This is a genomic window from Microbulbifer sp. GL-2, from assembly GCF_007183175.1.
GTDB lineage: Bacteria > Pseudomonadota > Gammaproteobacteria > Pseudomonadales > Cellvibrionaceae > Microbulbifer.
Map to the genome: position 1 here is coordinate 3,102,738 of NZ_AP019807.1, position 12,955 is coordinate 3,115,692.

The following is a 12,955-nucleotide window of genomic DNA, read 5'->3' on the forward strand; positions in this document are numbered from 1 at the left end:
TTTGCGCCTATTAATGGAGGGCATTTCGTCAAGCTGTGAACCCGATCGCGTAAAAAGCCGCTACTGGTTGTCATAGCGGCTTTTTCGATTTCCCCCCGCAGGTATAATCGCCCCTCATTTTTTCCTTTCCAATTTCAACGAAGTGAATAGTCATGTCCGAAACCGCCCGCGAACTGGTCATTGTCGGTGTCGATAACGCCGCCTTTGCCCCTCTGCTGGAAATTCTGGAAGAGCGGGAAATTATTACCGCCGAGCAGCTGAGTTTGCTGGAGACTGAGGACCGTGAAGTAGACCCGCAGGTATTTGCCAACCGCAGTATCCCCGTGCAGTCCCTGGAGAAGTTCGTTTTCAACGACAAGCAGGTGGTTATCCTGCTGAGCGCTGACCAGGCCGCTCAGGCTGCTATGGCCGCAGCAGAGCAAAATGATGCCTGGGTGGTAGATGCTGCCGCCAATACCCGTGGTGATGAAACTGCTGTATTGATCCACCCCATGTTTAATAGCGCAGAGCTGGCCAATACAGATCGTCGCGTAGTTGCACTGCCCAGTGCTGGTGCCGCCATGGTGGTAGAGGCGTTGGCCCCCCTAAAAGATAAGTTACAGGCAGTGGAAGTGCAGCTGAGCCAGCCGGTGTCAGCCTTGGGAAAAGCTGCGATCGATTCCATGGCTGCACAAACGGCCCATATGTTTAGTGGCCAGGACGCGGAAGTTGATCCGGCAATTGGCCACCGCCTGGCTTTCAACCTGTTAAGTGCCAGTGAAGGGCTGCTCGCCAGCGGCCATACAATGGGCGAATTGACTTTAATCCACGATCTTCGCCGCCTGTTGGGTGAAGGCGTGGCAGTGGATGCGAGTATTAACACGGTTTCTGTATTTCACGGGCAACTTGCCAACCTGGGTGTTGTGTTGTCAGGGGATATCGACCTGGAAAATGCGCGTGCCCTGCTGGGCAATGGTGCGCGCCTGCAGTTGGCGGAGCAACCCTCGGCAGAAAACGCTGTTGGAAGCGACGTGACAATCATCGGTCGCTTGCGCCAAAGTCTTCTCAACAAGCGTCAGTTAAATTTTTGTGCAGTGTCTGACAACCTGCGTAAAGACGTTGCAATGAACTGCGCACAAATTGTTCACTTGTTGCTAAAAAACTACTGATATTTAATACTTAGCGGCCATAGTGAAGGTGTAATCTTAACTTTGGTCCGGCTGAGAGTGGCGAGAAATACGTCGCAGTTGGCGGCTGCCTGCACGGCAGTCAAATAGTCGAACGATTACCGTTCAGTAATGGGGATTTTCTGAAGGCGCGCTTTTCGGAAGCCCTGGGAAGATTCTAACAATAAAGGGAATCGGATATGCGTGTGCGTAAGCTGGCACTTGCAGTTGGTCTAGTCGGTGCACTGGGAAGCAACGCGACTCTGGCGCTCGGACTGGGGGAGATCAAACTCAACTCCACCCTTAATCAGCCGCTTAATGCGGAAATCGGATTACTGCAAACGCGCGGTTTGGACGATGCGGAGATCAAAGTACGCCTTGCAGGGCCGGATGAGTTCGATCGTGCAGGCGTGGAGCGTTCCTACCTGCTGACCTCGCTGCGCTTCGATGTGGATTACTCGGGTGCCAAACCGGTTGTTCGCGTAACCAGCCGCGAACCGATACGCGAACCTTTCTTGAATTTTCTGGTGGAAACCCGCTGGCCCAGTGGGCGCTTGTTGCGCGAGTACACCCTGTTGATGGATCTGCCGGCGTTCTCGCCAAATGCGACTCAGCAACCGGTGCGAGCTGCAGAGCGTGAACGTCAACAGGTGCGCCGTGATGCCCCGGTACAGAGACCGGTTCAGCGCCCGGCCCAGCCAGCGCAGCAGCCAGCAGTACAGCCCGAAGTTGAGCAGCCCCGTGAAACCCCGGCGGCACAACAGCCCGAACCGGTACGGCGTCAGCCCCAGCGCACCTCCGTTGAGGATAACGGTAGCAACAGCCAGGTTTACGGCCCTGTTTCCTCCGCTGATACCCTGTGGGAGATCGCATTGGAAAACCGCGCTAGCCGTGAGTTCTCTGTGCAGCAGACCATGCTGGCAATCCAGCGCCTGAATCCTGAAGCCTTTATTAACGACAATATCAACCTACTGAAAAAGGGTGCGGTATTACGTCTTCCCAGTGCTGATGACCTGCGCAGTCTGAGCCTCACCGAGGCGATTTCAGAGGTTGCCCAACAGAATAGCTCCTGGCGCCAGCGCAGTGGCGAGGGAGAAGCTGCAACAGGTGCGCCACTGGACGCGCGCGCAGTGGAGGAAGAGACGGTCGCCAGTGATGTGGTTGAAGGGCGTGTAAGCCTGGCTGCTCCGGGTGATAACGAATCTGTTATTTCCGGTTCTGGTAGCGGCGCCGAGGACAGCGAGGCACTGGAAGGAGACCTGACAGTTGCCGAGGAAGAGCTGGACAAGTCTCAGCTGGAGAATACCGAGTTGCGCGAGCGTATCGCCGAACTCGACGAACAGATCGACACCATGGAGACCCTGGTTGAGGTTTCCAGTGAAGAGATGCGAGCGGTACAGGCTGCAGCTGAGCAGTCTGATCCACTGCTTGATCCCAGTGATATTGATGCAGAACTTGATTCCGCAGCGGATGAAATACTTGCGGTTGATGAGGGGGAGTCTCTCAATAGCGTTGAGCAGCCAGGGGTAGAAGCTGCAGCAGCGGAGCCTGAGGCGCGGAATCGCGTGGTCTCTGTGCAGACCAAGCCCGAGCCAACCCTGATGGAGAAGCTCGGTGATAATGTGCAGCTCATTGGTATAGGTGCCGCTGGCCTGTTGGTTGGTGTATTTGGCTTCTTTACCTGGCGTCGCCGCAAGGCCGAGCAGGAGGCGGAGCAGCATCTTGAGCGAGAGATGAGTGCCGAACAGGCGCCAATTGAAATTCCCGAAGAATTCTCTGAGCCAGACGAAACCCTGGCTGCTGTCGAGAGCATGGAGGCGGATGACACCTTCGATCTTGGCGACCTGAGTGATGTGGGTACCGACGACCCTATTTCCGAGGCGGAAATTCACCTGTCCCTGGGACAGTATGAAGAGGCTGAGAGCAAACTGCTGCAAGGTCTGGAAAAAGATCCGCAGGTGGTGGATGCACGCCTGATGCTGATGGAAGTGTACGCCCATCACCAGGATGTGGAGAAGTTTGACGAGCACTACTTGCAGCTACTTAGTATCAGTGATGGCCCTGTTGCAGACCGCGCCGCACGCCTGCGAGAAACTATTGCCGGTGCACCTGACTTTGAAGCACCATCCATGGACTTCTCCAGCGAATCCCTGGAAGCTGCGCAACTGGATGATATCGGTGCAGCTTTGGACCAGGATTTCACCAGTGCTGAACCGTCAGTGATCCCGGGTGACGCCCTCGATAGTGATACCTCGCTACTCGATGATCTCACCATGGACCTGTCTCTGGACGATGAAAGTACTGCTGGCGATGATGCCGGGCAGGAGTTGTCCCTGGATCTGGACCTTGACTCGTCTTTCGAGGAACCGGTCCCAGGCGCAGGTAAGGCTGCCGACCTGGATACGGAGTTCAACCTGGATGACTTGGATCTCGATAGCGCACTGGATAGTGATACGCAGTTGGCTGTAGCCGGCGAAGTTGAGCCGCAGGCTGATAGCGATCTGAATCTTGATGAACTCGATTTGGGTGAGCTGGACCTCGGTGACCTTAACCTGGAGTCTGGTGAAACTGGGGCGGATGAAACCTCCACCGCTGCCGAAAATCAGTTGGCGACGGGGGAGTTGGACCTGGACTCCCTGGAGTTTGAGAGTGCAGGCGCAGCTGTTGAAGCTGCGGTTGCTGAAACCGCTGAATCTAAGACTGGTGGTTCCATTGGTGGCCTGGACTTTGAGCTGGACCTGTCCATGATGGAGGGTGAGGCCGAGGCGAAATTGGCTGCGGCAGAGTTCCCGCTTGAAGAGCCAGCTGAGAATTTAGGACAGGACCTAAGTCTCGAGTCTATTGATATGGACCTCGTTGACCTGGAGAGTTCGGAAACTGGCAGCGAAGGTGACTTATCCCTCGAAGAGTTTTCTGACGATGACCTGGAGATGCTTGGCGGAGAACTGGATTCCGGGCTGGATCTCGACAGCATCAGCCTCGACGATATCACAGGTGATCTTTCCTCTGCCGATGAACTGGCACTGGAGTCTGAGGTAGCTCCGACTGAGCAGGCCAAGCCGTCTGGTACTGGCGAGCTATCTCTGGAGGCGGACCTGGAGCTCGATATGGCCTCCCTTGAAGCCGATGGTGAAGACTTGTCTCTGGGAGAGGAATCTATCGAGGAAGAGTTCTCCCTTGAAGATGAGCTGGCCCTGATTGACGAGTCTACCGATGGTGACCTTAGTCTCGAAACCGGTTTGGGGCTCAGTGAAGAAGGCGTTGCGGAAGCGCCGGAGCAGCTTGAGGCGGTGGTTGAGAAAGAGCAGGGTACTGAAACTGAGTTTGCCGATCTTGATTTTAATTTGGAAAGTGACCTCAACTCGGAGCTGAGCCTGCTCGAAGGTGGTGACGAAATGGGTACCAAGCTGGAGCTGGCCCAGGCTTACTTGGATATGGGTGACAAAGAGGGTGCCAAAGATATCCTCAAGGAGGTGGCCCAGGATGGTGGCAGCGAGCACAAGAATCGCGCCGAGGAAATGCTGGAGCGCATGGTGTAAATTTTCATTGCATCGCACCTGAAAAAACCTCGCACTGGCTGCGAGGTTTTTTTATTTGGCCAGGGAGCTTTCCAAGCGCCTGGCAGGGGCACTGAATTTGTTGGATTCTGCCGCCGCTCTGGATCGAGGGTGGGGTAACAAGTGGTATTTCCGATATGACGCAGGTAAAAGAGCGCGAGTATATCTACAAGGCTAACGGGGAGGTCCCCCCAGGGAAACAGCTGCCCGAGGGATTACGTCGCATTGCCCTAGGGGTCGAATATTGTGGAGCGCGACTGCATGGATTCCAGAAACAGAAGACGGCGGCAGAAACTGTGCAGGCCCATCTGGAACGGGCCCTTTCCACTATTGCCGCTGAGTCTGTCACGCTGGTCTGTGCCGGGCGTACCGATGCGGGTGTTCACGCCACTAACCAGGTAATTCACTTTGATACTCGCGCGCAGCGTCCAGGGCGGGCCTGGGTGCAGGGAGTGAATACCAAGCTTCCAGATGTGGTGCGGGTACACTGGGCCCGTGAGATGCCCGCCCAATTCCATGCGCGCTTCTCCGCCTATGCGCGCAGCTATCGGTATTTGATTCACAGTGCGCCGACTCGCTCTGCCCACAGCGCTGCGGAAGTAACCTGGACCCAGCATCCACTGGACCTCAATGCCATGCGTGAAGGTGCAAACTACTTGCTCGGTCGTCACGACTTCACCAGCTTCCGCGCCTCCCAGTGTCAGGCCAAGAGCCCGGTGCGGGAAATTACCCGTCTAGATATTGCCCGTGTTGGGGCGTTGATCGTGCTCGAGATAAGTGCCAACGCCTTTCTTCACCACATGGTACGTAATATTACTGGAGTACTGATGGCGGTAGGGCGTGCAGAGCGTGCGCCGGGGTGGGTGAAGGAGGTGTTGGACCAGCGCGACCGCTCTGCCGGCGGCGTTACGGCACCGCCATTCGGCCTCTACTTGGTAGACGTGCAATACTCTCAGGAGTTCCAGCTGCCCCAATGCGAACCGGGGCCGCTATTGGTATCTCAGCCTCTTGGCCGGTTGCCTGTGCCATGACTGGAGCTTCTATGTTTAAAGTGACTCGTACCTAGCAGGATGGCACGCGTTCCACACCCTGCACCAATCTGCTAGTATCTTGAGCTCCCTCATTTTTGTTGGCCGCTCGGCTAGTTTCAGGTTAAGCGATGCAAGTGAAGATTTGCGGCATCACCCGTATAGAAGATGCCCTTATGGCTGTTGATGTCGGTGCAGATGCGCTGGGTCTGGTGTTTTACAAAGCGAGTTCACGTTATATCGATCCGCGGGCAGCCGTAGATATTGCCGCTGCGATTCCACCATTTGTTACCCTAACCGGCCTGTTTGTAGATGCTGCGCAGAGCGAAGTTGACCAGGTTTTGGAGCTTGTGCCTCTCAACCTCCTACAGTTTCATGGTGAGGAGGGCGCGCGTTATTGTGAGCAATTCCGGCGGCCTTATATCAAAGCCCTGCGTATGAAAGACGGTCTGGATGTGATTGCGGCAATGGCGGAGCATCCGAAGTCGCGGGGTTTCCTCCTGGATGCCTATCGCCCCGGAGTGCCAGGTGGTACCGGAGAGACCTTTGATTGGGACAGGGTGCCACAAAATAGCGATCGCCCCATTGTTTTGGCAGGGGGGCTGACTCCAGATAATGTAGCCAGCGCTATCCAAGCTGCGTGCCCCCATGGTGTGGACGTAAGTGGTGGTGTGGAGCAGGCACCGGGCCTTAAAGATTCGAAAAAAGTAACGGCTTTTATTCGCGCAGCCAAGGGCGGCTAGCCTGACTACGGAAAATGAAAAGGGCTGCTTGCCGGCTAGGCCGGCGCGAACCTGAAGGTACCAGCAGATCCATGCATCTGCGCCGGTATTTTCAGGTGATATTTAAATAGTGCAGGACGAACTATTTAAATTCAGACAATAGACGGCACAAGGACGTGCCGTTCGCCGGCTAGGCCGGCGCGAACCTGAAGATACCAGCAGATCCATGCATCTGCGCCAGTATTTTCAGGTGACGTTTAAATGGTTCAGGACGAACTATTTAAATTCAGACAACAGACGGCACAAGGATGTGCCGTTCGCCGGCTAGGCCGGCGCGAACCTGTAGATACCAGCAGATCCATGCATCTGCGCCGGTATTTTCAGGTGACATTTAAATAGTGCAGGACGAACTATTTAAATTCAGACAATAGACGGCACAAGGACGTGCCGTTCGCCGGCTGTGCCGGCGCGAACCTGAAGATACCAGCAGATCCATGCATCTGCGCCAGTATTTTCAGGTGACGTTTAAATGGTTCAGGGCGAACTATTTAAACATTAGGTAAATAGCCAAAAAGAAATCCTTGTGATCGACGGAGTATGAGTGTGAGTAAGCCAGGTGCTATCGATTTTTCCACCTTCCCGGATGCCAGTGGGCACTTCGGTCCGTACGGCGGTCGCTTTGTATCGGAGACGCTGATCAGCGCACTGGATGAACTGCAGGCAATGTATAGCCGCCTGAAGGATGATCCGGATTTTGTCGCTGCTTTTGACTACGATCTTGCGCACTATGTCGGACGACCATCCCCCCTGTATCTTGCAGAACGCCTGACAGAGCAGGGTGGTGGAGCACGTATCTGGCTTAAGCGAGAAGACCTTAATCACACCGGTGCGCACAAGGTAAATAATACTGTTGGCCAAGCGCTGCTTGCCAAACACAGTGGTAAGACTCGTGTGATTGCCGAGACGGGCGCGGGCCAGCACGGCGTCGCCACGGCGACTGTAGCCGCGCGCCTGGGATTGGAGTGTACCGTCTACATGGGGGCTGAGGATGTTAAGCGCCAATCTCCCAATGTTTACCGTATGAAACTGCTGGGTGCCGAAGTGGTACCTGTGGAATCTGGCTCCAAGACCCTGAAGGATGCCATGAATGAGGCGATGCGCGATTGGGTTACCAATGTAGATAACACCTTCTACATTATTGGCACTGTAGCTGGGCCCCACCCCTATCCGCAGTTGGTGCGTGATTTTAATTCGATTATTGGCCGCGAGGCGCGTCGCCAGAGCCTGGAGCTGTTTGGTCAGTTACCTGATGCCCTGGTAGCTTGTGTCGGTGGTGGCTCTAATGCCATTGGTTTGTTCCACGCCTTCCTCAATGATGCCGATGTGAAAATGTTTGGTGTCGAGGCTGGTGGCGAAGGCCTGGCTTCAGGCAAACATGCTGCTCCGCTAAATGATGGTATCCCCGGTGTGTTACACGGCAACCGAACTTACCTTATGGAAGATGAGGACGGCCAGATTATCGAGACCCATTCGGTGTCTGCGGGCCTCGACTATCCGGGAGTGGGCCCGGAGCACGCCTGGCTTAAAGATGTCGGCCGGGTTGACTATGTTACTGCTGACGATAAGGAAGCGCTCGATGCCTTCCGTCGTCTCACCCGTACTGAAGGCATTCTGCCTGCACTGGAATCCAGTCATGCGGTTGCCTATGCATTGAAGCTGGCCGCCAGTATGCAACCAGAGCAGAATATCGTTGTGAATCTCTCCGGCCGCGGTGACAAGGACATTTTCACTGTCGCCGCTATTGACGGCATTGAAGTTTAGTTTGTCGTTACTCGCCGATGGCAGCGGGCACACAGCACCAAAATACTGATCAAGTGAGCTGGCGACAGGCCAGAAGTAGCTCAGGGAACACACAGTGACAGAACAAAACAGAATTGATCGCCGCTTTGCCAGATTGCGCGGTGAGGGCCGTAAAGCTCTGGTAACTTATATTGTTGCCGGTGATGGTGGCCTGGAAAATACCGTACCGTTAATGCACCAGCTGGTGGCTGGCGGAGCGGATGTTATTGAGTTAGGGGTACCATTTTCTGACCCAATGGCAGAGGGGCCGGTTATCCAGAAGGGGCATGAGCGTGCCCTGGCCAATGGTGCCTCTCTACGCAAGTGCCTCGCCCTTGTGCAAGAGTTCCGCCAGGCAGATGAGGAAACCCCGGTGATTCTGATGGGCTATGCCAATCCGATCCAGCGTATGGGGGAGCGGGAGTTCGCCGATGCCGCGAGTGAAGCGGGTGTAGATGGTGCCCTGACGGTGGACTTGCCGGCTGAGGAGGCGGGTTCCCTCAGTACCCTGTTGGCGGAACGCAACCTGCGCAATATCTTTCTGCTGACCCCCACTACCACTGAGGAGCGGATTCGCGAGATAACAGGCCTGGCCAGTGGTTTTGTTTACTACGTATCCCTTAAAGGAGTGACCGGCGCCGGCCACCTGGATCTGGATTCAGTGCGCAATAACCTGGAGCATATTCGCCACTTCACTGATCTGCCCCTGTGTGTGGGCTTCGGTATCAAGGATGGAGCCTCTGCGCGCTCTGTGAGTGCCCATGGAGATGGCGCGGTAGTGGGCAGTGTGCTGGTATCGGCTGTGAGCGAGGCATCGGACCTGGCGGCGGCTAAGGAGAGGGTTGGGTCGATCGTCAGTGAGATGCGTAAGGCCCTGGACCGGTAAAACTGGTCTTGTGCTCAGGTGCGAAGCTGGCCAGAAAGCCAAAAATAGCGGCTGATCTGGCCGGGTTTGATGTTCTGCTTAGTGTTTTAATTCGTAGCCTGAAACTCAACGGTCGGTAAAATGAGCCGGCCTACTGAAAGCATCCGGATTTGGAAACGAGATGAGCTGGTTAGAAAAAATTGTTCCCGCGGTGATTCGCACTGAGCGCCGCACCGGCAGCAGCAAGGTCCCAGAGGGTGTGTGGAGGAAGTGTGTCAAGTGTGACGCCATGCTCTACCGCCCGGAGCTGGAGCGCAACTTGAATGTGTGTCCCAAGTGCGATCACCATATACGTATTGGTGCGCGCCGGCGCCTGGATATTTTCCTGGATGAAGAGGGGCGTGAAGAGCTTGCCACCGATGTATTACCGGTGGATCGCCTTAAGTTCAAGGATGTCAAAAAATATAAAGACCGCTTGCTGCAGGCGCAAAAATCCACAGGCGAGAAAGATGCCCTGGTGGCTATGCAGGGGACCTTGAAAGGTAAGCCCTTAGTGGCGGTAGCGTTTGAATTTGCCTTCCATGGTGGTTCCATGGGTTATGTGGTGGGTGAACGCTTTACCCGCGCGGCCCAACGTGCCCTGGAGCAGCGGATTCCCCTGGTATGTTTCTCTGCAACTGGTGGAGCGCGTATGCAGGAAGCCTTGATTTCCCTGATGCAGATGGCCAAAACTTCAGCGGTTCTGGAGAAATTGAAGATGGCAGGTGTGCCCTACATCTCCATTATGACCGACCCGGTGTATGGTGGTGTATCCGCATCCCTGGCCCTGCTCGGTGATATCAACGCGGCAGAGCCCGGTGCCCGTGCTGGTTTTGCCGGCCCCAATATTATCGAGCAGACCATCCGCCAGAAATTGCCCAAGGGCTTCCAGCGCAGTGAATTCCTATTGGAGCACGGCGCGATCGATATGATTATTCCGCGCAGGGAAATGCGCTCCACAGTATCGCGCCTTCTGGGTAAACTGAGCGGTAACTGATATCCCATTCCTCGGAGGTCATTTGGCAGCCTGTTGTAAAAAACCTGGCTGCCCACCTCCTACCATTGATGCACTCAACTATGTCTTCATTGCAAGATTGGCTCTCCCGTCTGGAGCAGCTGCATCCCACTGAAATTGAGCTTGGCCTGGAGCGAGTGTCCAGTGTGGCCACGACTCTCGGAGTACAAAAACCAGCCCCCACAGTGATTACGGTAGCGGGCACCAATGGCAAGGGTTCCTGTGTGGCAACCCTGGAGGCGCTCTTGCGAAGTGCCGGCCGCTCTGTCGGCGCTTATAGCTCTCCGCATCTACTGCGCTTCAATGAGCGGATACGCATCAACGGTGACGAGGTCTCCGATGGGGACCTGGTTCGTGCCTTTGAGGTGGTGGAGGCTGCGCGCGGCGAAACCAGCCTGACCTATTTTGAATTCTCGACACTGGCAGCGTTGTGGTTATACCAGTGTGCCGGGGTTGAGTTTGCCCTTTTGGAAGTTGGCCTTGGAGGGCGCTTGGATGCGGTCAACTTAGTGGATGCAGATCTGGCAATTATTACCAGTGTGGCAATTGATCATGAGGATTGGTTGGGTAGTGATCGTGAAGTAATTGGCCGTGAAAAAGCTGGGATTCTGCGTCCCGGAGCGCCTTTTGTCTGTGCCGAAAGTACGCCTACGCAATCTGTGTTGTCTGCGGCAGAAAAACAGGCGAGTTCGAGCTATTTTATTGGACGGGATTTCACGCTTAGTGAGAGTGAAGAGTTGTACCAGTTTGGCGAACTTCAGTTGACGGTGCCATCCATCAGCCTGCCGCGCTCCAGTATTGCCGCGGCAATAACTGCGCTGGCGCTACTGGGTGCTCTGCCGGAAAAGGGCGTTGAGCGTGTTCTGGCTGACATAACCCTGCCGGGTCGCTGTCAGCAGGTACAATGGGGCGGCCGCAACCTGATACTGGATGTAGGGCATAATCCCGCCGCTGCCGAGCACTTGGCCCGCTGGTTGTACCGCAACCCGGTCGCCGGGGAAACCCATGCCCTGGTTGCGGTTATGGCGGATAAGGATCTGGTGGGGCTGTTTGCTCCGCTCGCTGCCCAGGTGAATCATTGGCACCCGGCCATTTTACCGGGAAATACCCGTGCTGCGGATGCGGAGACATTGATTACAGGTCTGACCAAAGCCGGTGTCGAGGTAACGAAAGTGGATGCACGCTGTCCAAGCGTCGCCGATGGCTTGCGGCAGCTGCTGCCGACTCTCGGTTCACAGGACAGGTTGCTTGTATTTGGATCCTTCTTTACTGTGGCAGAAGTTCTGCAGCAGATGCGAGATGTAGGTAATGGAGAATTGCGAGGATAAGTCCCCCCGCAAGGGGCGGCTCAACGATGGCTTCAAACAGCGCATTGTCGGTGCGCTGGTATTGGCTGCGCTCGCCGTAATTTTCCTGCCCAGCCTGCTGGACAGCGAGTCCTCGGGCTATATCAGTGAAGTGAGCCAGATCCCCGCGGAGCCGGATATCCGCCCTATCGAGATTGCCAAACCTGAACCTGTAGCCGATGTGGTGCCGGCCCCTGTCCCTGCCGAGGCCTTCCAGCCGGAGGTGCCTGAACAGTTTTCCAATCCCAAAACGGCGCTGGCTGAAGTTGGGACCAAGGAGCCCGTCGCATCGACTGATAGTGCCAAAGGCAAAAACGCAGCTTCTGTGCAGCCTCGCAAGGCCCCGCAAAAAGACTCTTCCCCCCTGGTAGATGCCAAGGGTCTGCCTATGGCCTGGGTTGTGCAGGTGGCCTCTTACCGAGACGCATCCCGCGCAGAGCAGCTGCGCATGCGTTTGATGGATGAGGGATACCGGGCCTATACCCGTGCAGTGGAAACCAAGAAAGGGCACTATGTAAGGGTTTTTGTTGGACCGAAAGTTGATAAAGCGGAAGCCCTGGCCCTGAAATCGGAGCTGGATACCCTGCTGAAAGCGCAAACCCTGGTGCTGCGCTTCAAGGCCTGATTATTGCTCCCTTGTATTTCTCAGCGCTTTCGGTCGCTCTATGAATGGCCCGCGGCGCTGGAAGCAGCCGAACCCTTTGCACTTTTATTTGGTGCAAACCCATAGCGGTATGGCCAACCGCCTAAGGATTTATACCCTCAGGGGATTAAATTCCAATCGACTGGCCTATGGCTTCACGCGCTTAGTCCCTTAAGTTAGAATGCGCGCACTTCGCGGCAACAGCCGCCACGCAGGTAGGGTTGAATGAATTGGGCTGACTGGACCATCCTGGCTATTGTGGGTATTTCCACACTCATTGGCCTGAGTCGAGGTTTCGTGCGCGAGACCCTGTCACTGCTCACCTGGATCGCCGCTTTTATTGTTGCAATGATGTTTCGCGAACAGCTGGCGCCACTGCTTTCCAACCTCGTCGATACTCCTTCCCTCCAGGCGATCGCCGCCTTCGCCATCCTGTTTTTCGGTACGCTCCTGGCCGGGGCCGCCCTGAATATGATGCTCTCCGCTTTCGTCGAAGCCACTGGGTTATCCGGCACCGACCGTGTTCTGGGTATGGTGTTTGGCTTGGCGCGGGGAGCCATTGTGGTGATGGCGTTACTGATCCTCGCGCCGGCGCTGGTGCCGGTGGAGCAGGATAGCTGGTGGAGTGAGTCGGTGTTGATTCCCCATTTCCTCGAGTTTGAGGGCAGTGCACGGGAGCTGGCACAGTCCGTAAAGGACTATTTCGTAAAGTTGTTTTAATCGGGCGCTAGCGCCGCTTTTTCGATCAATAGGGTC

10 protein-coding genes are annotated in these 12,955 nt (G+C 55.6%); all 10 read left to right on the plus strand.

Annotated features, from left to right (window positions below; genetic code table 11):
* Positions 1-152: 152 nt before the first annotated feature.
* The 10 genes from GL2_RS13495 (at position 153) to GL2_RS13540 (ending at position 12,919) form a co-directional block, all read left to right on the plus strand.
* Complete coding sequence (locus GL2_RS13495) at positions 153-1,148, plus strand: Asd/ArgC dimerization domain-containing protein (RefSeq protein ID WP_143731152.1); 996 nt, start codon at positions 153-155, stop codon at positions 1,146-1,148.
* 197 nt (positions 1,149-1,345) lie between these two features.
* Positions 1,346-4,684: a FimV/HubP family polar landmark protein gene (locus tag GL2_RS13500; RefSeq protein ID WP_143731153.1), complete on the plus strand. Its 3,339-nt coding sequence runs from the start codon at positions 1,346-1,348 to the stop codon at positions 4,682-4,684.
* 155 nt (positions 4,685-4,839) lie between these two features.
* A complete protein-coding gene (gene truA / locus GL2_RS13505; RefSeq protein WP_143731154.1) occupies positions 4,840-5,733 on the plus strand; it encodes a tRNA pseudouridine(38-40) synthase TruA in 894 nt (297 codons plus the stop codon).
* 128 nt (positions 5,734-5,861) lie between these two features.
* Positions 5,862-6,473 carry a phosphoribosylanthranilate isomerase gene (locus GL2_RS13510; RefSeq protein ID WP_143731155.1) on the plus strand — a complete coding sequence of 204 codons (612 nt, stop codon included), beginning with the start codon at positions 5,862-5,864 and terminating at the stop codon, positions 6,471-6,473.
* 576 nt (positions 6,474-7,049) lie between these two features.
* Entirely contained in the window at positions 7,050-8,273 is a 1,224-nt protein-coding gene (trpB, locus tag GL2_RS13515; RefSeq protein WP_143731156.1) for a tryptophan synthase subunit beta, read from the plus strand.
* Between the two features lie 94 nt (positions 8,274-8,367).
* Positions 8,368-9,177: a tryptophan synthase subunit alpha gene (trpA, locus tag GL2_RS13520; protein WP_143731157.1), complete on the plus strand. Its 810-nt coding sequence runs from the start codon at positions 8,368-8,370 to the stop codon at positions 9,175-9,177.
* A 160-nt stretch (positions 9,178-9,337) separates the two neighbouring features.
* Entirely contained in the window at positions 9,338-10,192 is an 855-nt protein-coding gene (gene accD / locus GL2_RS13525; RefSeq protein ID WP_143731158.1) for an acetyl-CoA carboxylase, carboxyltransferase subunit beta, read from the plus strand.
* Positions 10,193-10,272: 80 nt separating this feature from the next.
* Complete coding sequence (gene folC / locus GL2_RS13530) at positions 10,273-11,538, plus strand: bifunctional tetrahydrofolate synthase/dihydrofolate synthase (RefSeq protein ID WP_143731159.1); 1,266 nt, start codon at positions 10,273-10,275, stop codon at positions 11,536-11,538.
* Entirely contained in the window at positions 11,519-12,181 is a 663-nt protein-coding gene (locus GL2_RS13535; protein WP_143731160.1) for an SPOR domain-containing protein, read from the plus strand. The genes folC and GL2_RS13535 overlap by 20 nt, the downstream gene beginning before the upstream one ends.
* 243 nt (positions 12,182-12,424) lie before the next feature.
* A complete protein-coding gene (locus tag GL2_RS13540) occupies positions 12,425-12,919 on the plus strand; it encodes a CvpA family protein (RefSeq protein ID WP_143731161.1) in 495 nt (164 codons plus the stop codon).
* Positions 12,920-12,955: the final 36 nt, after the last annotated feature.

Bases quoted from the DNA above. Each gene is read 5' to 3' on its own strand.
- GL2_RS13495 (WP_143731152.1), top strand. From the start codon at position 153: ATGTCCGAAACCGCCCGCGAACTGGTCATTGTCGGTGTCGATAACGCC.
- GL2_RS13500 (WP_143731153.1), top strand. From the start codon at position 1,346: ATGCGTGTGCGTAAGCTGGCACTTGCAGTTGGTCTAGTCGGTGCACTG.
- truA (WP_143731154.1), top strand. From the start codon at position 4,840: ATGACGCAGGTAAAAGAGCGCGAGTATATCTACAAGGCTAACGGGGAG.
- GL2_RS13510 (WP_143731155.1), top strand. From the start codon at position 5,862: ATGCAAGTGAAGATTTGCGGCATCACCCGTATAGAAGATGCCCTTATG.
- trpB (WP_143731156.1), top strand. From the start codon at position 7,050: ATGAGTGTGAGTAAGCCAGGTGCTATCGATTTTTCCACCTTCCCGGAT.
- accD (WP_143731158.1), top strand. From the start codon at position 9,338: ATGAGCTGGTTAGAAAAAATTGTTCCCGCGGTGATTCGCACTGAGCGC.
- folC (WP_143731159.1), top strand. From the start codon at position 10,273: ATGTCTTCATTGCAAGATTGGCTCTCCCGTCTGGAGCAGCTGCATCCC.
- GL2_RS13535 (WP_143731160.1), top strand. From the start codon at position 11,519: ATGGAGAATTGCGAGGATAAGTCCCCCCGCAAGGGGCGGCTCAACGAT.
- GL2_RS13540 (WP_143731161.1), top strand. From the start codon at position 12,425: ATGAATTGGGCTGACTGGACCATCCTGGCTATTGTGGGTATTTCCACA.